Annotated in this window: 20 protein-coding genes and 1 pseudogene; 1 reads left to right on the top strand and 20 read right to left on the bottom strand. The window is 40.3% G+C overall.

All coding sequences use genetic code 11. From position 1 onward, the window contains the following. From ACJHX7_RS11550 to ACJHX7_RS11525, 6 genes are all read right to left on the bottom strand, one after another. Nucleotides 1–1278, bottom strand: a complete 1278-nt coding sequence (locus tag ACJHX7_RS11550; RefSeq protein ID WP_000535779.1) for a class I SAM-dependent methyltransferase — start codon at nucleotides 1276–1278, stop codon at nucleotides 1–3. Continuing rightward, nucleotides 1278–2492 carry an O8 family O-antigen export ABC transporter ATP-binding subunit gene (gene wzt, locus ACJHX7_RS11545; RefSeq protein WP_042023763.1) on the bottom strand — a complete coding sequence of 405 codons (1215 nt, stop codon included), beginning with the start codon at nucleotides 2490–2492 and terminating at the stop codon, nucleotides 1278–1280. The genes ACJHX7_RS11550 and wzt overlap by 1 nt, the downstream gene beginning before the upstream one ends. Continuing rightward, nucleotides 2492–3286, bottom strand: coding sequence for an O8 family O-antigen export ABC transporter permease subunit (gene wzm, locus ACJHX7_RS11540; protein WP_001308747.1), 795 nt, complete (start codon nucleotides 3284–3286; stop codon nucleotides 2492–2494). The genes wzt and wzm overlap by 1 nt, the downstream gene beginning before the upstream one ends. 1 nt (nucleotide 3287) lies before the next feature. Then, nucleotides 3288–4664: an O9 family phosphomannomutase RfbK gene (rfbK, locus tag ACJHX7_RS11535; RefSeq protein WP_094029866.1), complete on the bottom strand. Its 1377-nt coding sequence runs from the start codon at nucleotides 4662–4664 to the stop codon at nucleotides 3288–3290. A 23-nt stretch (nucleotides 4665–4687) separates the two neighbouring features. Then, nucleotides 4688–6103, bottom strand: coding sequence for a mannose-1-phosphate guanylyltransferase/mannose-6-phosphate isomerase (locus tag ACJHX7_RS11530; protein WP_000926404.1), 1416 nt, complete (start codon nucleotides 6101–6103; stop codon nucleotides 4688–4690). A gap of 281 nt (nucleotides 6104–6384) precedes the next feature. Continuing rightward, nucleotides 6385–6669 (bottom strand): hypothetical protein, encoded by a 285-nt coding sequence (locus tag ACJHX7_RS11525; protein ID WP_042023759.1) that lies wholly within the window; start codon nucleotides 6667–6669, stop codon nucleotides 6385–6387. Between the two features lie 269 nt (nucleotides 6670–6938). Between ACJHX7_RS11525 and ACJHX7_RS11520 the strand changes: the two are divergent. Next, nucleotides 6939–7019: pseudogene (locus ACJHX7_RS11520) on the top strand (bifunctional phosphoribosyl-AMP cyclohydrolase/phosphoribosyl-ATP diphosphatase); the annotation flags it as partial. Between the two features lie 236 nt (nucleotides 7020–7255). Here the strand turns inward: ACJHX7_RS11520 and wzzB are convergent. The 14 genes from wzzB to wecB all read right to left on the bottom strand — a co-directional run bounded on the left by wzzB (nucleotide 7256) and on the right by wecB (nucleotide 25208). Continuing rightward, a complete protein-coding gene (gene wzzB / locus ACJHX7_RS11515) occupies nucleotides 7256–8233 on the bottom strand; it encodes an LPS O-antigen chain length determinant protein WzzB (protein WP_042023757.1) in 978 nt (325 codons plus the stop codon). A 145-nt stretch (nucleotides 8234–8378) separates the two neighbouring features. After that, complete coding sequence (gene ugd, locus ACJHX7_RS11510; RefSeq protein ID WP_042023755.1) at nucleotides 8379–9545, bottom strand: UDP-glucose 6-dehydrogenase; 1167 nt, start codon at nucleotides 9543–9545, stop codon at nucleotides 8379–8381. 247 nt (nucleotides 9546–9792) lie between these two features. Next, entirely contained in the window at nucleotides 9793–11199 is a 1407-nt protein-coding gene (gene gndA, locus ACJHX7_RS11505; RefSeq protein ID WP_000043483.1) for an NADP-dependent phosphogluconate dehydrogenase, read from the bottom strand. 163 nt (nucleotides 11200–11362) lie between these two features. Further along, nucleotides 11363–12733, bottom strand: coding sequence for a colanic acid biosynthesis phosphomannomutase CpsG (gene cpsG, locus ACJHX7_RS11500; RefSeq protein WP_094029864.1), 1371 nt, complete (start codon nucleotides 12731–12733; stop codon nucleotides 11363–11365). Between the two features lie 295 nt (nucleotides 12734–13028). Then, on the bottom strand, nucleotides 13029–14252 hold the full coding sequence (locus ACJHX7_RS11495) for a glycosyltransferase family 4 protein (RefSeq protein WP_021526175.1): 1224 nt from the start codon (nucleotides 14250–14252) through the stop codon (nucleotides 13029–13031). 4 nt (nucleotides 14253–14256) lie between these two features. After that, nucleotides 14257–15741 carry a heparinase II/III family protein gene (locus ACJHX7_RS11490; RefSeq protein ID WP_240090901.1) on the bottom strand — a complete coding sequence of 495 codons (1485 nt, stop codon included), beginning with the start codon at nucleotides 15739–15741 and terminating at the stop codon, nucleotides 14257–14259. Between the two features lie 167 nt (nucleotides 15742–15908). After that, nucleotides 15909–17081 (bottom strand): glycosyltransferase, encoded by a 1173-nt coding sequence (locus ACJHX7_RS11485; protein ID WP_042023111.1) that lies wholly within the window; start codon nucleotides 17079–17081, stop codon nucleotides 15909–15911. A 20-nt stretch (nucleotides 17082–17101) separates the two neighbouring features. After that, nucleotides 17102–18130, bottom strand: a complete 1029-nt coding sequence (locus ACJHX7_RS11480) for an acyltransferase family protein (protein WP_228335936.1) — start codon at nucleotides 18128–18130, stop codon at nucleotides 17102–17104. A gap of 139 nt (nucleotides 18131–18269) precedes the next feature. Then, a complete protein-coding gene (locus tag ACJHX7_RS11475; RefSeq protein ID WP_226256083.1) occupies nucleotides 18270–19214 on the bottom strand; it encodes a hypothetical protein in 945 nt (314 codons plus the stop codon). Nucleotides 19215–19411: 197 nt separating this feature from the next. Continuing rightward, complete coding sequence (locus ACJHX7_RS11470; protein ID WP_094029863.1) at nucleotides 19412–20662, bottom strand: hypothetical protein; 1251 nt, start codon at nucleotides 20660–20662, stop codon at nucleotides 19412–19414. Continuing rightward, nucleotides 20649–21776, bottom strand: coding sequence for a glycosyltransferase family 4 protein (locus ACJHX7_RS11465; protein ID WP_032218263.1), 1128 nt, complete (start codon nucleotides 21774–21776; stop codon nucleotides 20649–20651). Before ACJHX7_RS11465 ends, ACJHX7_RS11470 begins: the two co-directional genes overlap by 14 nt. Next, nucleotides 21769–22752, bottom strand: coding sequence for a glycosyltransferase family 4 protein (locus ACJHX7_RS11460; protein ID WP_094029862.1), 984 nt, complete (start codon nucleotides 22750–22752; stop codon nucleotides 21769–21771). The genes ACJHX7_RS11465 and ACJHX7_RS11460 overlap by 8 nt, the downstream gene beginning before the upstream one ends. A gap of 44 nt (nucleotides 22753–22796) precedes the next feature. Further along, nucleotides 22797–24062, bottom strand: coding sequence for a UDP-N-acetyl-D-mannosamine dehydrogenase (wecC, locus tag ACJHX7_RS11455; protein WP_032218267.1), 1266 nt, complete (start codon nucleotides 24060–24062; stop codon nucleotides 22797–22799). 9 nt (nucleotides 24063–24071) lie between these two features. Next, nucleotides 24072–25208 (bottom strand): non-hydrolyzing UDP-N-acetylglucosamine 2-epimerase, encoded by a 1137-nt coding sequence (gene wecB, locus ACJHX7_RS11450; protein ID WP_024190247.1) that lies wholly within the window; start codon nucleotides 25206–25208, stop codon nucleotides 24072–24074. Nucleotides 25209–25658 lie beyond the last annotated feature (450 nt).

Below are 25658 nucleotides of genomic sequence, written 5' to 3'. Positions count from 1 at the left end.
TTATTTCTCCGTATTTTTATTTTTTAATTCGTTATAAATACTCATCGCGCGACTTGTCATTTCTTCAGTACCCACATCATATCTTCTGGACTGCATCATCATCGTGTCAGATTGCACCAGCATTACGCGTTGGAACAAACGTTGTAGCAATGTATAGCAGCCAGTTTTTCTCAGAACCTTAAACAGATAAACCTTAGACTTAGGGTAACGATGGAAAAAGACCAGCGAGAGCGCCATCCCTTTGCGCAATATTTTTTTCGCAGCCCTACGGGCTCGCACTTTAGCCCCTTCCTGACGTAATAATTGACGTTGCAAAGACAACCAGCGTAGTGGTTGAGTAATACGCCATGAACGACTGTTATGTAAATCCGCCATTTGCTGATGAAGCTGATGGTTCTGATCGATGACATGACTCAGATCGTCAACCTCACCTTGCAAAGTCTGAATAGTCTCTGACATTTGGCTTATCTGTTGCATATAGGTTTGGTTCAACGTCTCCAGCCGTGAGACAACGGACGAAAACTGTTGGCGCAAAATCGCATCGTAACGGTTGCTCAGAGCATCCAGCGTCAGACCGTACTGCTGGGTAAACAGGGTGTCAAAGCGTTCAAGAATATCTGTTGGCGCTGCTTTCTGAGCAATGATGCTGTAGTCGGGGCTCACCCCTTTGAGTACATCGACCAAATTAACGGCTGCATCCGGAGATTGAAGAACCTCTTTTTCCTGCAGACGAACGGTAATTGCTCTGTTAAAACCATAATGAATAGGTAAAAACTCAAGCAGTGGCGGTGGCAGAGGATGATTATGCGTTGGATCCATATAAAATGAACAGGTGCCGACGCTTACATTCTCCGGGTTCGGCGTTTCGAGGATCAGCAAACCACCTGGTTTCAGCACCCGTAGGGTATGCATGACGAGCTGCTGCAGGACCTCAAAAGGCAAATGCTCAGCAATATGAAAACCGGTCAACGCTATCAGGCTCTGATCCGCCTGACTTTGCAGAAACTGCAGACAATCCATTTTCTGCACATTCAGTCCGGCCTCCCTGGCGCGCGCCAGCATGCCATCATCGAGATCGACGCCGATGTTCGCAATGCCATTTTCAGTCAGGATCTCCAACCATTCGCCACGTCCGCAACCAATATCCGCAATCACGCCATCAGGATAAATGTCCTTCAGACCTGCAAGAAAAGGTAAATAAAAACTCAAGCGGCGCTTGATTTCTTCAACCGAACCTCTGTGTCGTTCTTCAAATGAACGATAAAACGACGAACCCATTAAGAAATCTCCAGTTCAGGCGGCAACCAGGACACGCCGACAAACTCTTGTTGTTCCGTGTTAACGACGTTGAATACCACGGCCAGATCGCGCCATTCATAGTTTTTGCCGAGGTGCGTACTGGAAGTATGCAACGCGACAGCGACAGAATAGGAGCCAACCCCCAATCTCGCATCGAAAGAAAATAAGAACGAACGCTTTTCTCCTTTTTTCAGGGAGGTGAGTGTCTGATTGAGATGGTACGTATTGGTCCCGAAAATCGGCTGTCCAAGTCGATCCTTAATCATATATCCGACAACAAGCTCAGGAATATCGTCCTTGACCTCAACGTTGACCTGCAAGCTGACACGATGCCCTACCGAAACAAATTCAGTCACATTGCCCTGTTCATCGAGAAGATGAACCTCAGCGATAGTCACCTCACCAGTGCCTGAAACAGTTTGCGTTTTACCATTATGCTCAACTTGTTTAATGGACTGATTTTGTTTATCGGCCAGAAGAGCATTGTAATAATCCATCACTGCTTCAGGTTCACCTTCCATTTCAATTTGGCCTTTATTCAATAAAATAGCCCGGTCGCAAATGCTTTGGATCGCTTGTTTATCATGGGATACCAGCAACAGCGTGGTGCCTTCCTGACGAAATTTTCGAATACGCTCAAAGCTTTTATGCTGGAAATATGCATCCCCAACAGATAATGCCTCATCGATAATTAGCACATCAGGACGGATAGCCGTCGCTACACTAAAAGCTAATCGAACTTGCATCCCACTGGAGTAGACGCGCACAGGCTGATCGATATAATCCCCAATCTCAGCAAACTCTTCAATTTGCGGCATCAGTTCAGTTATTTTCTCTGACGATAACCCCAACAGTTGCCCAGACATATAAACATTCTGCCGACCAGTGAAATCAGAATGAAACCCCATCCCCAATTCGAGTAATGCAGCGACACGTCCAGAGATTTCAATTTCTCCAGTCGTCGGCCTGGACGTCCCGGTTATGAGTTTAAGCAGGGTACTCTTGCCTGCACCGTTGATACCGATAATACCGACAGCCTCGCCCGGAGCGACTTCGAAATTAATGTCACTGAGGATCCATTTCAAATTATGGCGTTTGGTATTCAGAGGGGATAACCATTCGATCAGTCTCCCGGTCTTTGAGTGATACTGGCGATACGCCTTACCGACATTATTTACTCTGATATAACTCATTATAATTCATCCACCATATCCGCCGCATGCTTGCGGAACATCCTGAAACCGATGACGCAGAAAATAATGGCGAGAGCCAATACTGGCCATAGCGAATACCAGTTGGGGGCCAGATGATAGGCGAAGATGGACTGATAAGATTGCATGATCCGAGTCATCGGGTTATACATCATCAGATTTTTTGCCCATGCAGGTAATGAATTCAGTACATAAACAATGGGTGTGAACCAAAACCAGAATTGCAGCGCAACGCCAACCAGTTGCCCCACATCCCTGAAAAAGACGTTCATCACACCAAGGATCATCCCCAGCCCACCGGCAAACAGGATCTGCAAAAGCAGGACCGGTATCACCGAGAGAAAGAGCCAGCCGGGGAAGTTACCGGTGACAATGATAAAAATTAGAAACAAACTGAAAATAATCGCGAAATTTAGCACCGCCGATAACGTCACGATGATCGGCAGACAGATTTTCGGAAAACTGAGTTTCTTGATCAGATTAGCATTGTTAATAAATACGCTCTGACCTTTATCCAGCATCTCAGTAAATAATCCCCAGGTCAGTACCCCGGAACAGAGATAAATACTATAGGCAAACGACCCGGTATTATCGGGCATTCTTGCCTTCATCACCTCGGAAAAAACCAGGGTATAGACCAGAATCATAGAGAGCGGTTGTAAAACGAGCCATAGTGCGCCCAGCATACTAGTTTGATAGCGCGCCTGAAAATCACGTTTAACACTGCTCCAGATAAATCCCCGATAACGATAAATCGTCGTTAGTAAATCTCTCACCTTATTCCCCGCTTAACAGGTGTAACAGCTCGGTCGTTTTTTCATTCATAAGCGCCACATCAGCTCTGGACTCAACGTTCAGACGCACCACCGGCTCGGTGTTAGACGTGCGCAGGTTAAAGCGCCATTCAGGGTATTCAATACTGATCCCGTCCGTTGTGTCGATGTGTGCAGCCGCCGGCTCATACTGCGCCCGGATGCGAGCGATCGCCTCAGCAGCATTCCTTAGCTTGCGGTTGATCTCTCCCGACGCAGGGAACGCCTTCTGGCGGTCCGCCACCAGCGATTTCAGCGAGCTGTTCTTCAGACACAGCAGCTCCGCCACCAGCAGCCACGGGATCATCCCGCTATCGCAGTAGGCGAAATCGCGGAAGTAATGGTGCGCACTCATCTCCCCGCCGTAGATAGCGTCTTCCTGACGCATCCGCTCCTTGATGAACGCATGCCCCGTCTTCGACATCACCGGCTGGCCGCCGTTGCGGGTCACGATGTCTACCGTGTTCCACGTCAAGCGCGGGTCGTGAATGATTTTCGCTCCCGGCTGCTTCTGCAGGAACGCCTCAGCCAGCAGGCCGACAATGTAATATCCCTCGATAAACGACGCCTCGTCATCGAACAGGAAGCAGCGATCGAAGTCGCCGTCAAAGGCAATCCCCATGTCGGCCTGATGCTCGCGCACCGCGTCGGCGGTATCCTGGCGGCACTCCGGCAGCAGCGGATTCGGGATACCGTTAGGGAAATGGCCATCCGGCTGGTGATGCACCTTGATAAAGGTTACCGGCACCCCAGCCGCCGCGAAGCGTTTCTCCACCTCATCAATCACGTGCCCCGCAGCCCCGTTTCCGGAGTTCACCACCAACTTCAGTGGACGGGTGAAGTTCGAGAAGTCCACGTAGCTCATCAGATGGTCAACATACTCCTTCAGTACCGATATCTTGCTCAGGGTCCCGCGACGCGCCGGGTCCACTGGCGGGAACTGGTTTTCCTCCGCCAGGCGCTGGATATCCCGCAGGCCGGTGTCGCCGCTGATGGGCTTCGCATTCTCGCGCACCAGCTTCATGCCGTTGTAGTTCATAGGATTGTGGCTCGCTGTCACCTCGATGCCACCATCTACCCCAAGGTGGAAGGTGGCAAAGTAAATCTCTTCGGTACCGCTCAGGCCGATGTCCAGCACGTCAGTACCGGCATCCATTAGCCCGCGGGCCAGCGCCAGCTTCAGCGACTCGCTTGTGAGGCGCACATCGCCCCCCACCACTACCTTCTCGGGTTTAAGAAATTCGCCGTAGGCGCGACCGATACGGTAGGCAATGTCCTCGTTCAGTTCCTCACCCAGTTCACCACGGATGTCATAAGCCTTAAAACAAGTTAACTGTGTCATTCTGCGTCTTGTCCCGAAAATAATTAGCAACGACCATACTGGTCTTTAATACGAATAATGTCGTCCTCGCCAAGGTACGCCCCCGACTGGATCTCCAGCACTTCCAGCGGAATGCAGCCAGGGTTTTCCAGGCAGTGCTCGGCGCCAATCGGAATAAAGGTGGACTGGTTCTCGGACAGCAGGAACTGCTTACCGTTGACCGTCACCTGACCGGTGCCGGCGAGAATAACCCAATGCTCGGCGCGATGGTGGTGCATCTGCATCGAGAAGGCACCGCCTGGTTTCACCGTGATACGGTTGACGTTGAAGCGCGGGGTCTGGACCACCACGTCGCAGCGGCCCCAGGGGCGGTAAATCTCACGGTGGCGCTTGTACTCGCTGCGTTGGTTCTGCTTGAGGAACTCGACCGCCTTCTTCACGTCCTGGGAACGCTCGCGATTCATCACCAGCACGGCGTCCTTAGTGCTGACAATCACCAGATTCTCTACGCCAATGGCCGCCACTAGCTTCTCGTCGCTGTTGATGTAGCAGTTTTCGCTGTTGTGTACCCACGCATCGCCACTAAGGACGTTGCCCTGCTCGTCTTTCGGGCTGACCTCCCATAGTGCGGACCAGGAGCCAACGTCGCTCCAGTCAGCATCGAGACCGACCACCACCGCATCAGCGGTTTTCTCCATAACGGCGTAGTCCACGGACTCATCCGGGCACTCGCAGAAAATATCATGCGGGATATTGATGAAATCGCTGCCATTATCGGCGGCATTCACCGCAGCCTGGCAGGCTTCCAGGATATCCGGACGGTATTTGGCCAGCTCGATGAGATATTTCTTGGCGCGGAACATAAACATGCCGCTGTTCCAGTAGTACTCCCCGGAGGCGAGGTAAGCCTCGGCGCGCTCGCGGTCCGGCTTCTCCACAAAGCGGGCCACCTGGTACGCGGAATGGGCACTGTCGGTGAGCGCCACGCCGCGCTGAATGTAACCGTAGCCAGTTTCCGGGGCATTCGGCACGATACCGAATGTGACCAGATGACCTTCATCAGCATACTGCTCGGCGACCCGGATAGCATCGTGGAAGGCCGACTGGTTATTGATGATGTGGTCGGCGGCGAGAACCAGCATCAGCGGGTCGTCACCGTAGCGGGTGGCCTGAAGGGCCGCCAGGGCGATGGCCGGCGCGGTGTTGCGCCCGACCGGCTCAAGTATAATGTTATTCGACAGCTTATTGAGCTGGCGCAGCTGTTCAGCCACCAGGAAGCGATGCTCTTCGTTACAGATGACCATCGGTTCATGGATTTCCAGACCCGAGAGTCGGGTGATGGTTTCCTGCAGCATGGAGTTCTGCCCGAACAGGCGGAGGAACTGTTTCGGATAAAGCTCGCGTGACATCGGCCAGAGACGACTGCCGGTACCACCAGCCATAATTACAGGAAGTAACATAATGAAATCCTTAAATAAATAATTGTTTTATTTTACTATCAATCAATCGACCAACGGGTTGAATGGCCTTTTTCAGGTACGCTACCGCCATTGGCTATCGCAACCAAAATGCGTAGTGCTCCAGTGCTCCAGGCTAAACGCCACCCTCTTTCGCTTCAGACTGTCGGCAGCCGCTTCACTCAGCGGTCTGAAAAACCATCCTTACGGAACGGGTATCCTGAAAACCTAAAAGCAGAGATATGTCTCAGGGCATATCTCTGCTTTTAATATGTATCTGTTCCTCACCAGGCCACGAAACGCCCCACAATTTCCACATTTGCCGCCAGAGTAACCATCAGGAACTTCTCATTAACGCGGGGCAAAACACATGCTCTCACCGCCATCAAAAAAAACGAATCAAGTGATTTACCGATGCCAGTACCCATCAGAAAGGGGCATTTACGATACGGTGAAAGATAAGAAGAGACATCGTATTCGCCGCCAGAGAAGCAGCGCGCATTCGGGCTTGACAGCTCTTTGCACACGACGACGGCGTTATGTTGCGACTGGTGGGATAAACGACTCATGCCTCTACACTGCTCATTTCACAAAAAAATCTTCGCAGATTATAGCGTTGCATGCTGGGAAAAAAAATATAAAAGCCGACTAATTAATGGATTACTCAAATAATATACACATCAAACATTTACCAAACCAATTAATGCTAATCCATTGATATAAATGGTAAAAATAAAGAAAGACATGACAATTTTTTGCTTATTTGCTAATGATCCGCTGGTGTAAAATATATCTTTGAACAAAATTACGCCATACTAGAGGTGAATAGCCCCATTTTGCGACGATACATAACTGCTTCGAACTGACCAATGAGGCGTCTGATTTCATATATCACCTGCTGAGGCAGAATCAAGACTAGGATTTAACAACGGTGATTGAGAACCTTCGCAAGTGGCATCAGTGAATTACTAGGGATGCGGAAGTGTTATTACAGTCACTTTCGGCAACAACTAATCCGTTAATGCTCGGTGCGCAAGTTTATTGCGCCTACAAAATTCTCAACACATGTAAGCTGGATAAGGTGCGCCAGCATCGCATCCAACAAAAAAAAACGGGCACGCGACCACCCTGCCCGCTTTCTTTTAGCTCAAAAAATCACTTCGCGTTGTAATTACGCAGCGCGTTACGCCCCAGCACAATTCCCGCGCCAACCATGCCGCCCAGCAGCACCGCCAGAATCAAGGTGATTGCCTTCTTAGGGCTATCACGACGAATGGGTAACGTAGGTTTCATCACATAGCGGTAAGCGTGAATATCAAGATCATCAACCTTTAAGCTTTCGATATCCAGCAGGTTTTGACGAGTCTGATAGTAGGTTGACGAGAACACCAACGGACGGCTCGCTTCATGCTTAACCATCGACTCGAGCGCGTCACTCCCCAAAAGGAACATGGTATCCTGGGTCACGTCCTGTGTCTGCTGAATCTGCGGCTTTGTCACCTGCGCCTGATTCGCATACTGCAACGCTTCCTGAATCTGACGGATACGCAGATCTTTCTGCTCTTGCGCGACTACTTCCTGGGTCTTCAGAGAATCTTGCAAGTTTTTCATACGCAGCGCGATGTTGTCTTTCAGGTCTTTTTCCAGTTCTTCATTTACCTGGTCGTCAACTTGCTGGATATACTGCGCCAGCTGTTTCTGCGCAGCTTCAGGCGATTGCCCAACATAAGACACCGCTAAAGGTAATGACTGATTTTTAACAGTAGGTTCAATGGTCAGTTTTTCAGGTTCTTCCTGATTATCCAGCGTTTCTGCTAATGCAGAAAATGTCGTGCTGAAGCGACCAATTAAAATCGACTGGATCTCAGACACTTTCGGCGCGGCTGAACCATAAATCACATTTATGGCATTGTTATAACCAGCGATTTGCCCCACATCAGGTTGAGTAACGATAGCTGTGGAAGTCCATTTTTCTTTGGCAACGACCAGATATCCTATTGCCAGGGCAATAGCGACAATAACAGAAATGATGATTGTCATCTTGCCACGCCATAGTTGCACCAGTAAATCAATCAAATCAATCTGTTCCGGGTCAAGGTTTTGCCCAGAAACATTATTATTTTCTACTCTCATCATTACCCTAACGGACGTTATAATTTTAGGTCTGCATAGTGTAGTGATAATCTTAGTGAATGCTATAGGATAAATGATAAAAACAATGAATTATTGCACAGGTTACAAAAGACAATCAGGGCGAAACCGCCCTGATCAGAGAAGATTAGTCGCTGCCAAAGAGATCTCGTGTGTAGACTTTGTCTGCCACATCCTTAAGCTCTTCTGCCATACGGTTGGAGATAATAACGTCGGCTTGTTGTTTGAATGTCGCGAGATCACGTTCCAGGCGAGAGTTGAAGAATGAGTCTTCTTTCATCACCGGCTCGTAAATGATAACTTCAACTCCTTTCGCCTTGATACGTTTCATAATCCCCTGAATGGAAGACGCACGGAAGTTATCTGACCCGCTCTTCATAATCAGACGATAAATACCCACCACTTGCGGTTTGCGTGACAAAATGGCATCGGCAATAAAGTCTTTACGTGTGCGGTTAGCATCGACAATTGCCGAAATCAGGTTATTCGGCACAGACTGGTAGTTCGCCAGTAACTGCTTGGTATCTTTCGGCAGACAATAACCACCATAACCAAACGACGGATTGTTGTAATGGTTGCCAATACGCGGATCGAGACAAACGCCTTCGATAATCTGGCGAGTATTCAGACCTAAACTTTCTGCATAGCTATCCAGTTCATTAAAGTACGCTACGCGCATCGCCAGATAGGTATTAGCGAAAAGTTTAATCGCTTCTGCTTCGGTTGAGTCGGTAAACAGGGTCGGGATATTTTGCTTAATCGCGCCTTCCTGTAACAGAGCAGCAAAACGTTCTGCGCGTTCTGAACGCTCACCGATGACAATACGTGAAGGATGGAGATTATCGTAAAGGGCTTTACCCTCACGGAGAAATTCCGGAGAGAAAATAATATTTTCAGTACGATATTTCTTATGCATCGCTGCGGTAAAGCCAACGGGTACCGTTGATTTGATGATCATAACCGCATAAGGATTTATCTCTACTACGTCTTTAATTACTGATTCTACACTCGATGTATTGAAATAATTAGTTTTAGGATCATAGTCGGTTGGAGTGGCGATAATGACATAATCAGCATCCCGGTAGGCTTCATTTTTATCTAATGTGGCATTAAAGTGTATTTTATCTGATTGCAAAAACTGCTGAATTTCCTTATCAACTATAGGAGATATCCGATCATTCAGCATAGCAACGCGTGACGGTAAAATATCTAATGCCACAACCTCATGATTTTGTGCGATTAGAAGCCCGTTTGACAAGCCTACATAGCCAGTACCGGAAATGGTGATTTTCATTTCATGCTCTCAGAATTAACTTAACTGTGAATCATGATGTTTTTAGCATCCTGATAAGAGCTAAAAGTTTTAACGCTACGTTGTTCGATGGTCAACGCAACGAAAAACAATTCAGATTTTCTTTATAAGAATAGCTGATATTTATTAAGTTAATATTAAGCAGTAAAATTTAGTCTATAAGATAATTGGCAAAAAAAAGCCCGGCGCAATATACCCCGGGCCTCAATTTATTGTTACTTAGATCAGATTAATCCAACCATTCGGTATGGAACACACCTTCTTTATCAATGCGCTTATAAGTATGTGCACCGAAATAGTCACGCTGTGCCTGGATCAGGTTCGCAGGCAGAACAGCGGCACGGTAGCTATCGTAATAGGCAACCGCAGCGGCGAAGGTCGGAACCGGGATACCGTTCTGTACTGCATAAGCGACGACATCGCGCAGCGCCTGCTGGTAGTCATCGGCAATTTGCTTAAAGTACGGAGCCAGCAGCAGGTTAGCGATCTGCGGATTTTCGGCATAGGCATCGGTGATTTTCTGCAGGAACTGTGCACGGATGATGCAGCCAGCACGGAAAATCTTCGCGATTTCGCCGTAGTTCAGATCCCAGTTGTACTCTTCAGACGCCGCACGCAGCTGAGAGAAGCCCTGAGCGTAAGAAACGATTTTGCCCAGATACAGAGCACGACGAACTTTCTCGATAAACTCAGCCTTATCGCCTGCTGGCTGCGCTTGCGGACCAGACAGTACTTTAGATGCGGCAACACGCTGATCTTTCAGAGAAGAGATATAACGTGCAAACACAGACTCGGTAATCAGCGACAGCGGTTCGCCGAGATCCAGCGCACTCTGGCTGGTCCATTTACCCGTACCTTTGTTTGCTGCTTCATCCAGAATCACATCAACCAGGTAGTTACCGTCTTCATCTTTTTTGGTGAAGATATCTTTGGTGATGTCGATCAGGTAGCTGCTCAGTTCACCGTTATTCCATTCGGTAAAGGTCTGTGCCAGTTCTTCGTTGGTAAGGTTCAGGCCACCTTTTAGCAGAGAATAGGCTTCGGCAATCAGCTGCATATCGCCGTATTCAATACCGTTGTGAACCATTTTCACATAGTGACCTGCGCCATCGGCACCGATATAGGTAACACATGGCTCACCGTCTTCAGCCACTGCGGCGATTTTGGTCAGGATCGGTGCAACCAGCTCATAGGCTTCTTTCTGCCCACCAGGCATAATGGAAGGACCTTTCAGCGCGCCCTCTTCACCACCGGAAACACCGGTACCAATAAAGTTAAAGCCTTCGGCAGAGAGCTCACGGTTACGACGAATGGTGTCCTGGAAGAAGGTGTTACCGCCATCAATGATGATGTCACCTTTATCGAGGTATGGCTTAAGGGAATCAATAGCAGCATCCGTGCCTGCTCCTGCTTTCACCATTAACAGGATGCGACGAGGCGTTTCCAGAGATTCAACAAACTCTTTCACCGTATAGTAAGGAACCAGTTTCTTGCCTGGATTTTCGGCAATCACTTCTTCCGTCTTTTCACGGGAACGGTTGAAAATAGAGACGGTATAACCACGGCTTTCGATGTTGAGCGCAAGGTTGCGCCCCATCACTGCCATACCGACTACGCCGATCTGTTGCTTGGACATTACATACTCCTGTCAGGGGGTGGTCACCGCCGAGTGTGCGGCTTAAATGTGGTATAGATGTTAACTCACTCATAGAGATGGTGAATAGCATTACCTTTGCTATACCACACTGAATATCTCATCTTTTCCGTCTTTTAAAACTTATTTATATGAAATTACTGAATTACTTGTTCAATAACGCAAGGATAAGTTTTGTCTTTTCTTCCATCAGCGGCACATCACCGCGCGATTCCACATTCAACCGCACCACCGGTTCGGTGTTGGAGGAGCGCAGGTTAAAGCGCCAGTCGGCAAAGGTCATGCTGATGCCATCGGTGCGATCCACCGCCAACGCCTCACGGCTAAAATGCTGTTCCACGCGGTTAATCGCCTCAACGGGTTGCGCCAGTTTGCTGTTGATCTCACCGCTTGCCGGAAACGCCGCCATCCGGTCGCGCACCAGTTCGCCCAGCGTTTTCTCTTTCAGGCACACCAGTTCGGCGACCAGCAGCCACGGGATCATGCCGCTGTCGCAGTAAGCAAAATCACGGAAGTAATGGTGGGCGCTCATTTCGCCACCGTAGATGGCGTCTTCCTTGCGCATACGTTCTTTAATAAAGGCGTGTCCGGTTTTCGACATTACCGGCGTGCCGCCCGCGGCGGTCACCACATCAACAGTGTTCCAGGAGAGACGTGGATCGTGGATGATCTTCGCGCCGGGATTTTTTTCGAGGAATGCTTCTGCCAGCAGGCCGACAATGTAGTAGCCCTCAATAAACTGCCCTTTTTCGTCAAACAGGAAACAGCGGTCAAAATCGCCATCAAAGGCAATGCCCATATCCGCGCCGTGTTTGATGACCGCATTACGGGTGTCGTCGCGGCATTCCGGCAGCAACGGGTTAGGAATACCGTTGGGGAAATTGCCGTCCGGCGTGTTATGCACTTTGATTAACTCCACCGGTGCGCCGAGGGCTTTAAAACGGGCTTCGATGGCGTCCACCACCGGACCCGCTGCGCCGTTCCCGGAGTTGATCACCAGCTTGAGCGGCGTAAGGTTTTTGACATTGATATAACCGAACAGGTGATCAACGTATGCATCACGCAGGTTGATTTGCTGATAGCGACCGCGTTTGGTTTCATCAACGGGAGGAAAATCGTTGGCTTCTGCCAGACGCCGGACGTCGCGCAGTCCGGTATCGCCGCTGATCGGGCGAGCCCCTTCGCGCACCAGCTTCATGCCGTTGTAATCCATCGGGTTATGGCTGGCGGTAACTTCGATGCCGCCATCCACGCCGAGATGGAACGTGGCGAAATAGATCTCTTCGGTGCCGGACATACCGATATCCAGCACATCGACGCCCGCATCCTGTAAACCTTTCGCCAGCGCCAGTTTTAAGGTTTCGCTGGTGAGGCGGACGTCACCGCCTAACACAATGGTTTTCGGTTTGAGAAATTCGCCATAGGCGCGCCCAATACGCCAGGCGATATCTTCATTCAATTCTTCGCCTAATTTCCCGCGAATATCATAGGCTTTAAAACATGTAATTTTTTGCATTATAAGTCTCTTACAATAAGATTTGAGGCTAATTTCGAATAGCTAATATTGAAAGTAAATCCCAGTTACTAATAAATCACAATTAGTAAAAATGAATTTTGAGCAATTAATGTCAGAAATCGCTCTAAATATTAGTAATGACGGATATGATATTCAGCAAGATAGTTTTCTTTTATAACCTTAATAATCTCCAGGAGAAATTTTATCTAAAACTTAAAAGCAACGCGGCACTCCAACTAATATCAATATCGATTCGCTTTCAGTAGACGTCATAACGTTGTTATCACAGTAGATTTTATTTCTCATATTTTTCGATAACCTCAATCATTTTCTTAGCCATTGAATCCCGACTATAGTATGTTGCAGCATTAATACTAGAGATTCGAAATTTTTTATAAATTTCTTGGTCATATGACAGCTTCATTATTGCTCGAGCTATTTCATTTGCATTTTCACATTCGACTGTAATACCACTATTAGTTTTTCTAATGATATCAGTAGCTTCTCCTTCAGGTAAACTCATAATTGTAGGAATTCCCATTGCCATGCATTCAAATATTTTAGAGGGTATTACAGTCTTAAATAGACTATTATTAACTAACGGAACAAGGGATACATCACATAAAGACCAAATTCTAGGCATCATATCTTTTGGCTGTCTGTCTATAAGGATTACGTTCCCCAATTTTTTTGATTTTACAAGTTCAACAATTTTATTTCTTGTAGCGCCACCACCAGCGAAAACAAAACGAATATGATCATTGTCTTTTAATATTTCTGCAACTTCAACTATACGCTCAAGCCCATGTGCCAATCCATGAGTTCCAACATATCCAGCTACAAACTTATCATGTAAACCATAACGAGTTGCAAGTTCACGATCTTTTATAGTTGTAGGTTGAAATCGACTTAGGTCGACTCCATTTAGAACAATCTCTATCTTATCTCCATCAATACCTCTTGCCACTAATTCACTTTTAAATGAATTAGTAACAGATATAATAGTATCAGCTCGACGATAGAGAAACATTTCTATTTTTTCAAGAAGTTTTATAATGCTACTATTTTTCATTGCACCAACTGCTGTTATGGATGCAGGCCAAATATCTCTAAGTTCAAATATAAATTTCTTTCGTTTACAGAAAGATAATGCCCACCCCGCACAAGCACAGAAAAATTGTGGAGAAGTCGCAACAACAATGTCAATTTTCCTTTGAAAAAGTCCTGCAATGAAACCAGAAAACATAAAAGACATATAATCCAAAATTCGTTTAATAAATCCTTCATTTGCTGTTATATAAGTTTTGACTCTAACCACCTTAATTCCATCAATATAAGACACATCATATATTTTATTTTTATAACCCGAAAAGACCTTACCTTCTGGAAAATTCGGCGCACATGTAATTACTGTTACTGAATGCCCTTTTTTAACCCATCGGATCGCATGTTCGTAAGTACGTGACGCCGGTGCATTACCCTCAGGAGGAAAATTATCAGTTAGAAAGAGTATGTGCATTGCTTTACCACCTAAAAGTGACTGTGAGTTGATCTTTTATTAGATGTATAATAATTCTTTTGTTTAATCTAGATACTCCAAATTCTGGATACCAGAACGAATCATCTACCGTAAATGGACAAGGAATGTATAAAGTAACAATTTTTCCTGATTTTAATTTCAAACGAACTCCACCATCAATAACATCTAAACTAATGTCAGGATGGAAATGCAAGTATGAAATCGCAGTTTGGAAAGTACCACAAATAAAGTCATCTATAATTAATTGATTATCGCTTAGTATCCATTTCCTTGTATGGATAATTTTACCTGAGAATTTTTTATAACCATCATGACTCCCTTCAACTAAAAGTGTTTCATGTCTTAGTGATATATCTATTACTTTTGGATTTGCTCTCTTTGCAACTCTGAATCCACTCCATACTTCCGATGAATCCATGTTATTAACTTCAATTGTATTGTGAGATTTTGTTTTCCTTTGCTCAAGACGTAATTCGCTTAGACCATACTGATTTATACCACTATTTACAATTACACGCTCCCCAAAAATACTCAACTCATAACTTAGAGTATCAGCATGTGCATGTCCAGGTATATAATCAGGACCTACCTTAGCAATATCCATAATTACTTTTGAGTTTGTAGTTGATGCCGAAACGTAGCCAGATTCTTTGAAAAAGATATAATTGATAGGATTATCTGAAGAAATTAAATCGCCTTCGTTAATATCAAATAAACTTTTAGCATAAAGCATAAGTTGAGAATGCGTAGGCGAAATACCAAACGTTGAGTCATTAAAAAAAGAAATATTACCATCAGGATGCGACATTGCCGAAGAAAACTCAAGCATTTTATAAATTTTCGCAGTCCATATATTTAATCTTTTCCTAAGATGAACAATCTCATATACTTGTGCAAGATTACATAAATCTAATATGTCATTAAGGATAATATTATGATACATGGGACTTCTTTCAAAATGCCCTCCATCAGAAAGAATTTGTTCATTAAGCTCTTTATCAAGAATATTTAATCCTAGTTCTAAGTAATAATCCGCTTGTTTACCAGAAAAAAAAACTCCCGCAAAAATAAGCGCTTTCGCATTTGCAAATAAATGGTTGCCAAATAGGTGAAACTCTAACATTTGAGACAGTACTTGAGCCTGTATGTATAAACTCCGTAAAATATTTTCATCATTAATATTATTTGATAATATATACTTCACCCAATTTACAATTCGTAATGAGGTCGGATAAGGTTCCCAACCATTACCTTTTAATGGGGGATTATTTTCGATCCAATTATGAATAAGCTCCAAATGCAATATTTTACGTTTTTTACTATTAAAAGCATTGAGATCATCAAAGTAATGTAAATTATATAGCCATAATTTACTACACTTATGATCATTCCATGAGTTTATTGATAATTGAAAATTTAAAAACTTAAACGTCATATTGCCATAATATGTTTGCGGATACATCTCCATACATAACCATTGCCCCACTCGTTGTCGAAGTTCGTATTTGCTTGAATAACATATTTTGATTTTTTTGAATTTTCTAATTAACCTGTTTATAATCTGTCGTAACTTCATATACTTTACAGTGTGAAATATTAAATATAACTTTTTATAAAAATCACTGAATCTATAAATCAAAGCATTCTCCAAACAAACTCTGCATTTTTCATGAAAGCATCAAAAGTAAAATTTGATTTATATTTCTTATTCCCATTTTCAGCAATTTGTCGTATTTTTTTTTCATTATAAAGTAAACTGATAATCTCATCAGTCATCTCACTACAATCATTACATATAATTCCTTCTGATTGATTGATTAGATCAATTCCTTCAACTCCAGTTTTCGTGGATACAAGACATTTTGAATAATTCAAAGCTACTAGACTTTTAATCTTAATACCTGATCCATTAAGCTGCGGATTGATAAATATTGAGCCTTTCTTGAATAAATCAGATTCATTTTTAATCTTGCCGAGACCATAAATTCCAATATTAGGCTGATGAAATTTTTCAGTATCTTTTCCAGCAATAAATAACTTTATATTAGGGTGCTCAATATGTATACGCGGCCAGGAAGTATCAATAAATAACTTTAAAGCACTTGCTTTTCTGAGATCTGCAGTACCAATATGAATTAAATTATTATCATTAACTCTCAAATGAGAATTTTCGTTTTCAGGAATAAAAACACCAAGGCTATATTTTACATCAATACCAATTTTCTTATATTCAAGAATGTCATCTTTTGATATTGCGATAAATAAATCAGAACACTCAAAAGAAACCTTCTCTTGCTTGAGAATCTTAGTTAATTCAAAAGACCAAGCATACCTAAGTAAAATATTTCCTTGATTTTTCATTCCCAAAAAACCTTTATAAACAACATTATGGCTACGAACAATGTGCCTTGTGTGAGGGAATTTTCTTTTTATCGATTTCATAAAATACGTAGTAGGTATATCTTCATAAATCACATCAAACTGAGAAACCCCTAATGATGATATTGTATTCAATAATTGTTTTCTTGCCTTAAAAAACCTTACACATATTGCAGGATAAGATGAGAAAAGAGATCTGAAAAAACGGAATGCTATTGAAGTTCTGTCAAATTTACTATCAATAAAGGTAACATTCGTGAATGAATTTGTATATTCGGAATCTTTAAACTCATCTCTTGGACCAAAATAGATTATTTCATCATAATATTTACTATAAAAATTTAAGGTTGCGTTACAAGCAATTTCATAACCCTTACCTTTGCCAGGCCAGCAACCAGATATAACAATAGCTTTTTTGTATATATTCACGAGAAATCCAACTTAAGTATTTACTTGAACAAAGATTTACTGCAAAAAGTACTGTAGATCGGGCATTCAAAATATTTATATATAACTTTAGAAATAGCAATTGTCACTAATGTACAAGCAACCATAAAACTCCAAAAAAGGGCATAAATATTGATATCATAGTAAATAATCTTTATTGTTATAATCTGAATTATCTTATAAACATATGGATGAAGAAGATAAAGTGTATAACTAATAGTTCCAAAGAAAAGCATTATCTTTGACTCAAGAAACTTTGTAACATAAAGCCTTCGTGAAAATGTTAAGCATATACATGCCGTTAAAAGCAATGGTGAAATTATTGTGCTACGTAATGAACCCAGCGCTGTTGACCATTCCATAGTTTCACCTTGCGATATAATAATTATTAGACATAATAATAAAATAAGAAATATAGAATTTATAGTAAAAGTTCCGAGTTTAGCAAGATATATTTCAATATAAAAGATATATCTTGAAACTACGCCACCCAGAATAAAATACAATGTCACCGGGAAACAAACCACCATCCAGATAAATATTATTATTGCCAATGTTTTTTTTATTGTCATCATTCTTATTGGTGTATAAGATGATACAATATAGAAGGTACAAAAATAGTATATTACTTCATAAGTAAGCGACCAAGAATTGGGAGTTAAAGCAGGGCTATTAAAAAACAAATTCAAAAATGTGATGTTTAAAAATATAACCTGAATATTATTCAATTCTGGTTTTGAGTTTGTAAGTACATTCAACACTAAAAATATAATTGTGAATAATATAAAAACAGGATAAATTCTAAAAAATCGCCTTTTAAAAAAAACTTTCTCGGGTTCAGCTTTTGATGCTTTATATATCACAAAGCCGCTTAGAAAGAAAAATACTTCTACTCCGTAGGTACCAATATTTGTGATTATAAACTGAATACTATTTGGGTCGTTATACATCCCAAGGAAGTTATTTATATGCAAGCTATAACCAGCTGTTATATGCGCGAAAAAAACCATCAGCGAAGCTAATCCTCGCATGCCGTGCAATTGCCTGTAGAACATTTAATAGATCTCTTCACTTAACTTATCAAATTAATAAAAAAGTCACTTCATACATAAAAACCACACTTACAATTTATTAATTATAGAAATGCATTTAGGCAAATGTTGGCGACTGTTATTCATTATTTAACTTAATATTGCAACCAGAGATTAGACCAAGAACGAAGAATGTTACAACTATATTATCTAATGATAGAAGCCCCATAAAATAAATCGACTGAAGTATAATTACTGATATAATAAGTGTAATGTCTTTACGTTTCGTTGAATATTTTATCAATCGATAAATAAAAATAATAAATAAAAACACCCCTATAAAACCAAAAACAAAAAGTAAAAATAAAAGCAAGTTTTCGGTTACAACTGGCACAGTACCAACCCCCAAAATAAAGTTTTCTGCAATACGAGGAATTAAATACTCCCCCCATAGCTTTAACCTCACGATTGTTGATGACATTGAGGTGATTTGAATGTTATTTATTATGGAAAAATAATATGGTAAAAATAAAGATATAATGATTGTTAGTAATAACGATAATAAAAATAATAATTTTGGTTTTCTTTGCAATAGAGTCAATATGATAAAAACCAATAAACTACTCCGTGTACCGGTCATTATTATAGTAACAAATGAAAGTAATAAAAATAAAATTAAAAATAAAGTTTGCTTCCCTTTTGATACTATCATATATAAACAAGAATAGAATAATACTATCGCACTCATATCTTGTGGATTTTGATAAAGCCCACTACTTCGAACATTACCACTTATAAAAAAGTCATATGATACACTTAAAAAAGAACAAATTAAAAACAACCAGATAATCTTGCTAATAAATTCGTTCTCAACATTTTTAAAGGATGTCCCAAGAAAAAATGCTAGTGGTATAAAAATAATCATTCTGCCGATATACATCACATTAATATATATTTCGCCCTGATTAAAATAGTTATCGGCAAGTTCACCATCTGTATTAATCGCAAAAAAAGGCGGCACCTTTAATTCATTGTTTTGTTCTTGAAAGTTAGTTAAGTAGCCAATTATAAGCACAACAAACATCCATGTTGAGAATAATAAGAGTGCCTTTCCACTTTTAGTCAACCTTAAATTAAACCTAACGATTCCATACACTGCTAATAAAATAAAAAAAAAGTTTAGTATGTACTGAATTTTCAAACTAAAGAGCGTATCTCTAATAAATAAGGGATATATTAGCAATACAAAGCATAATACCAATGATTCGAATTTAAACTTGTTTAAGGTTTGCATTTTAATGCTTCTCTATTTTTAGAGTAAGTTATTAAGTATGGAAGAATTCGACAAATTATTGTTGACAATGGGAGGCTAAGTGAAAACCCTAAAACTCCTGAAAAACACCACCCAATATATCCTAAAATGATATGAAATAATGCTTCAGCAAAAGTACTTATTGCTTGAATCTGAAATATATTCTCACTTCGTAAAAAATAATCAATATAATCAGCTAACAATCGAAAATAAGTAAATAAAATAAAACCAGCAGCAACCTCTGATTGCAATTTTATATCTACATTTGTCCAGTAAGAAATTATTCTTCCATATAAAAGATATAGAATAATACTAACAATAGCGCCACCTATCACAATAAAAAAACTCAACCAAAGTTTTACCTTTTTATATTTTAATGCTTCATTTCTCTTTAAATAATTTAATAACGGCCAACTTGGATAGATTACAAACATAAAAAAAGTATGCATGTATATACATATTTTTAATATTAATGACACTTCCGTAATATCATCACTTTGAGCACCAAAACTATCTAGCAACAATAGATCAATTCCATTTATTATCATTAAACTTAGCCCTATAATAAAAAAACGAGCTGAATCTGGAAATAATCTGGACAATTGCCGTAAGCTAATTGAAATATCAGTAAATTTGAAATTGAATCTATATAAAAGATATATCATACATCCTATATTTCCCAATACAATAGACGCTTGCTGAGCGATCACAGCCTGTACAGGGCTTTTGACATTAAACAATAAAAAATAAAGCGTCCCCATAATAGTGAAAATAATTAAAAAGACAGAGTGGATATATGTTTTTTGATATGAAGATAATACCTCCCGACATATTTTAAAAGGCATAACTAAAAACGACATAGCAAAGACAATTATAAGACTATTTTTATTAACATCTTGAGTTGTGGGAATAAAATATGTAAAACAATACAAAAAAAAGCTTATAAGTAAAGAAAGTACTGCCGTAATACAAAAGCCATTAACAATTAAGTTATTTACTTCTTTTTCTCCAGCAAGTATATGTTTTTTTAAGGAATCCCCAGTTCCTGTATCTATAAGTACAAATTGAGAAATTGTTGTCAAAATAATTATCTGGGCATATTCATCAACACTAAACTGCTGTAACAATATCTTAGTTATTATAATAGTCGACAAAACCTGAATGAATTTGTAAAGTGCCAAGCCTGCCACATCAAATTTAAACCTTTTAATTACATTCATTCAACATTATTTCCATTTGCTCAACAATTCTTTTTGCTACAGAATTGTAAGAGTATGTATCCAAAGCGTATTTATACCCCTTATCTTTATACAAGAATAACTTTTCAGAATCGCTTTTTAGTTCATTTATTATGTCCTCAATTGCAGTTACATTAGAATGTTCGAATAAAAAACCATTTTCAGCTATAACGGCAGGAATTCCACCGATCGAGGAACCGGCAACGCAACAACCACTAGCCATCGCTTCAATTAAAACTCGTCCAAATTGTTCCAAGTATCCGTCAACTGGAACTGAGGGTAATATTAAAACATCAGAACTCCTCATTATATTTTCAATATAGCTTTGATCTTGAAAACCATGAAAACCTATATTTTTACCTTTTGCCAATAATTCAAGTTTTTTTCTTTGGGTTCCATCTCCTATTATATCTAACCTCACATTCTCGCCCTTAATAGCGCTAATTAAAAAATCAACCCCTTTATAATTTTCTAATACCCCAACATAGATAATTTTCAAACATTTATCTTTAACAAGCTTAGGCTTAGTAAAAAATGACTTATTCACACCAAAAGTATTATTAATAAAAATGCGCCCAGTATATCCTTTTTCCAGCAGCACCTTTGCCACAGAATTATCTAGAGCATTTATAGCAAGACTGTTTTTGAATGTGTAATTTAAGCAAGCCGTAAAAATATATCTTCTTGGATCGATATATTTATAATGCCTATAATTTCTAAATTGATTTAATGCTGACCAAAGGACAACTTTTATCCTGTTTTTTTTTGCATAATAACACACTTGGGCACTAACTACAGAATTAGGCTCTTCCATACAATATATAAGCTTAGGTTTTATTTTTTTTATATGTCGATTGAGTCCGATATAAAAATGTGCGTGTTGCCTTCCCTGCTTACTCAGAACTGTAGATAATTTTATATGCGAGAAATTACCCGATCCAAAATCCCCAGCTTGCGTTAATACTTTCTCCTTATAATATTTAGGTGTAATCAAATATACATGATTCTTACCTCTTAGCTGAATAGCCACTTCATCAATCAATTCCTGATAATTTCTGACGACTAAATGGTGACCAATAAATAAAATGTTATCCATCTTTAAGAACATCCATGTAATAATTTAACATATTTTTGCCAACATGCTCAAAAGTAACATCATCATTTTGTTTGTAAGTAAAATCTTTATTTAAAGCTTTATTAATTGCATCCCCAATATCATTCTCATCCTTCGGATCAACATAAAGTACATCATCTGCAAAATAATCTCTCACTCCGCCATGTTTTGTTATGACTACATTACAACCAAACTCCAATGCTTCCAATGCGGATAAACCAACCCCTTCAATTAACGAAGGGAGAGCAAAAACTTTAGCTCTATTCATATAGTCATATTTCTCGTATTCTGATAGTTTTCCAACATAATCAACATTTTTACTATTCTTTATTAACCTGATAACATCATCCCCATAGGTTCCCTCACCTTTTACACCAGCAACCACAAGTTTTGTGTTTGTCTTCTCACATATGCTAATCAACCTCTTCAAGTTTTTTCTAGGATTGCTTATATCACCTAGAAAAAAAACAAATTCTTCTTTCTTTTTTGTATTCCTGTTATTATACATGAATGGTATTTTAATCACTTCAACATTTTTATTTATTGAAAAAACTTTCGCAACTTTCCCTTTTTCCTCATCGCTTCTTACCATTATTCCATCAGCTATTGAGCACAATTCATAGCAACGTTCAAAATTAGAATAAAAATAAGGAATACCTTTTGATATCTTCAGAAAACTTTTTAAAACAATAATATTAGAAGCTCTATCAATTATTGGGCTAACAATTAATCTTTTTTTTGCTTTGAGTTTGACACCTAAAGCATAGCTGCCTTCATTAGCCATAAATAAATGGCATATATCGATAGTGCTCCATTCAGGGCTTTTCTCAAGATTAAGATATTCTACTTCAACCCCGACTTTACGCAGTGCCTTTTCCCTCGCTTTCATTTCATTAAAAACACCACCAGCACTTTTATCTAAGTTTATGTAAGGAGGAGCTGCAAATAAAACCTTCATAAAAATCACCTTTATCAACCGCCCATTCTCATGGGCGGGAAATATTAAAGAAGCCCTTTCGTATCTATAACAAAATCACCAATTATTTCTGATTTGGCCATTTTAAACTCTTTATGATCAACAAGAATCACTATTATATCCGCTATATTTAGAGCCTCTTCAAAGCTTACCAGAGCGATTTCATTGATAAATGAGCCTTTAACATTAGGTTCAACTGCAACTACTTTTCCCGCATGCTCATTAGCAAGTTGCACAGCAATCTTCATTGCTGGACTTTCTCTTAAATCATCAATATCTGCTTTAAATGCAAGACCAAAACAAGCTATCGTTATATCTTTAGTTGTTTTTCTTGGATTTTTTTGCAAAAAATCAGCAATTGCAACTTTTATTTTATTAATAACCCAAGTCGGCTTCAAATCATTTACTATTCTTGCCGTATGAATTAATTGAGCTTGATCAGGCGTTTGTGATACGATAAACCAAGGATCTACAGCAATACAATGACCACCAACTCCTGGCCCTGGCTGTAGAATATTTACTCTTGGGTGTCGATTTGCAAGAGATATTAATTCCCATACATTTATATTTAATCTATCACATATCATTGAAAGCTCATTAGCAAATGCAATTTGAACATCTCTAGAACTGTTCTCTGTCAGCTTTGCCATTTCAGCAGTTCTTGAATTTGTTATAACACATTCCCCCTTCACAAAAATTTTATAAAGCTCAACAGCTCTTTCTGAACAGCGAGGTGTTATCCCTCCGATTACTCTATCATTATCAACTAACTCTCTTACAACCTTTCCAGGAAGAACCCTTTCTGGACAGTATGCAATATTTACATCTGCTAAATCATCCGCATTCAGTGGGAAAGCTAAATCAGTTCGTTCTCTAGAAAGCAATGTTGATATCATTTCAGTAGTACCCACAGGAGAAGTTGATTCTAAAATTATCAAATCCCCCTTTTTAAGTACTGGTGATATTTTTTTACAAGCCGACTGTATATATGACAAGTCAGGTTTAGGAATGTCATCAGTTATAGAAGGTAAAAAAGGAGTTGGTACCGCGATGAGATATGCGTCTGCTGATTCAGCGACAAGCGAAGCTTTCAAATATCCATCAGACACCGCTTTATTTACTAATGCATCTAAATCAGGCTCAACAATGTGAATTTTACCATTATTAATTATGTCTACTATTTTTTTATTAATATCAACCCCAATTACTCTTTTTTTGCATGAAGCAAACATTGCTGCTGTGGGTAACCCAATATATCCAAGACCAATTACTGCTATTTTTTCAAAAGACATATAAAATTCCTAATCAACATTCAAATTCATCAAACCATTCAGAATCCTTTTGCAGGCATAGCCATCTCCATAAGGATTATGAGCTTTACTCATTTTCTTATATTCAATTTCATTTGTAAGTAAAATATTTATATTCCGGGTGATTTTTTCCACATCAGTCCCAATTAGCTTCACCGTTCCAGAGATCACGGCTTCGGGTCTTTCTGTAGTATCTCGCATCACTAATACCGGTTTTCCAAGAGATGGTGCCTCTTCTTGTATCCCTCCTGAATCAGTGACAATTATATGCGCTTTATTCATTAGATAAACAAATGGTAAATATTGCTGCGGCTCAATAAGAGCAACATTTTCTATATTACCAAGGATATCCGTGACAGGTTTACGAACATTAGGATTTAAGTGCATTGGATAAATTATTTGAACATTTTTATTTTTTTTTGCAACTTGTGCTAAAGCGTTGCAAATTCGTTCAAACCCCTCTCCAAAATTCTCTCTTCTATGCCCTGTCACTAATATTATCTTTTGGCTTTCATTTATGAAAGGAAATAATTTTGAAAGTTTTCTTTTTAACTTTGTATTTTTTTTAATTTTTTCATAAATCATGAAAAGTGCATCAATAACAGTATTACCTGTCACATATATATTCTTCTCTTGAATATTTTCAGCCAATAGGTTTTGCTTTGATGTTTCAGTTGGTGCAAAATGGTAAGTTGCAATTGATGCTATTAGTTTTCGGTTACCTTCCTCCGGCCAAGGTGAATATATATTTCCGGTTCTTAAGCCCGCTTCAACATGCCCAATGGGTATTTTTTCATAATAAGCGCATAAAGAGGCTGCCAATGCTGTCGTTGTATCGCCATGAACTATTATAATATCAGGTTTATATTCTTGTAGGACAGATTTTAATTCTGTAACTATACGTGCAGTTATATCATTTAATGTTTGACCAGTCCTCATTAGGTTGAGATCATAATCAGGTTCAATTTCAAAAAGATCCAAAACTTGATCTAACATCTCCCTATGCTGTGCGGTTACGCAAACTCTTGACTCAAACCTCGAATCTGAGTGTAACGTTTGAACCAAAGGCGCCATTTTTATTGCCTCAGGACGAGTACCGAATACAACCAGAACTTTTTTTCTTCGCATATTATAACCACACATTTTCCATTATGAGTTTTATTCAATTTTTTAAAAATAATTCACACTGCATAAAAGCGATATATAAACTTGTTTCATTTTTATATGACGTAACATAAAAGCTATACCAATTCTTATATTACATTCTCTTATACTAGTCAATTTTCCACGCCACTTGTTTTTGATTAAAATTAACAACGCTACCGCCCCTGGCTTTACAGCTACCAGAGCACTGCATGCATGTCTACGATGTGACGAGCGTTACCCACTCGCGCTAAACCCGAAAAATTCAAACGCAATTGTCTTACCAATCCGCTCTGGAAACAAGGAAAATCCTGGAAAACTTTGACTAAAATCCTATTGCTAACTCGTTGTTATTCTGATTGTTTATATAAAACAACGGCAGGAATATTCGCAACAAATTACTTTCGCCACGAATCTTCACTGCCGTTACAATTT

The organism is Escherichia sp. WS1451 (assembly GCF_046487365.1).
Classification (GTDB): domain Bacteria; phylum Pseudomonadota; class Gammaproteobacteria; order Enterobacterales; family Enterobacteriaceae; genus Escherichia; species Escherichia coli.
The sequence above is the reverse complement of the archived record's forward strand: the minus strand, read 5'-3'. Positions and strand labels throughout refer to the sequence as shown.

Coding starts and splice junctions, on each gene's coding strand:
- gndA (WP_000043483.1), bottom strand. CDS start 11,199: ATGTCCAAGCAACAGATCGGCGTAGTCGGTATGGCAGTGATGGGGCGC.
- ACJHX7_RS11460 (WP_094029862.1), bottom strand. CDS start 22,752: ATGAAGGTTTTATTTGCAGCTCCTCCTTACATAAACTTAGATAAAAGT.
- ACJHX7_RS11525 (WP_042023759.1), bottom strand. CDS start 6,669: ATGAGTCGTTTATCCCACCAGTCGCAACATAACGCCGTCGTCGTGTGC.
- wzzB (WP_042023757.1), bottom strand. CDS start 8,233: ATGAGAGTAGAAAATAATAATGTTTCTGGGCAAAACCTTGACCCGGAA.
- ugd (WP_042023755.1), bottom strand. CDS start 9,545: ATGAAAATCACCATTTCCGGTACTGGCTATGTAGGCTTGTCAAACGGG.
- wecC (WP_032218267.1), bottom strand. CDS start 24,062: ATGTCTTTTGAAAAAATAGCAGTAATTGGTCTTGGATATATTGGGTTA.
- ACJHX7_RS11465 (WP_032218263.1), bottom strand. CDS start 21,776: ATGGATAACATTTTATTTATTGGTCACCATTTAGTCGTCAGAAATTAT.
- wecB (WP_024190247.1), bottom strand. CDS start 25,208: ATGCGAAGAAAAAAAGTTCTGGTTGTATTCGGTACTCGTCCTGAGGCA.
- ACJHX7_RS11470 (WP_094029863.1), bottom strand. CDS start 20,662: ATGAATGTAATTAAAAGGTTTAAATTTGATGTGGCAGGCTTGGCACTT.
- ACJHX7_RS11550 (WP_000535779.1), bottom strand. CDS start 1,278: ATGGGTTCGTCGTTTTATCGTTCATTTGAAGAACGACACAGAGGTTCG.
- ACJHX7_RS11495 (WP_021526175.1), bottom strand. CDS start 14,252: ATGCACATACTCTTTCTAACTGATAATTTTCCTCCTGAGGGTAATGCA.
- ACJHX7_RS11480 (WP_228335936.1), bottom strand. CDS start 18,130: ATGCGAGGATTAGCTTCGCTGATGGTTTTTTTCGCGCATATAACAGCT.
- rfbK (WP_094029866.1), bottom strand. CDS start 4,664: ATGACACAGTTAACTTGTTTTAAGGCTTATGACATCCGTGGTGAACTG.
- ACJHX7_RS11490 (WP_240090901.1), bottom strand. CDS start 15,741: ATGGAGATGTATCCGCAAACATATTATGGCAATATGACGTTTAAGTTT.
- ACJHX7_RS11475 (WP_226256083.1), bottom strand. CDS start 19,214: ATGTTTGTTGTGCTTATAATTGGCTACTTAACTAACTTTCAAGAACAA.
- cpsG (WP_094029864.1), bottom strand. CDS start 12,733: ATGCAAAAAATTACATGTTTTAAAGCCTATGATATTCGCGGGAAATTA.
- wzt (WP_042023763.1), bottom strand. CDS start 2,492: ATGAGTTATATCAGAGTAAATAATGTCGGTAAGGCGTATCGCCAGTAT.
- ACJHX7_RS11530 (WP_000926404.1), bottom strand. CDS start 6,103: ATGTTACTTCCTGTAATTATGGCTGGTGGTACCGGCAGTCGTCTCTGG.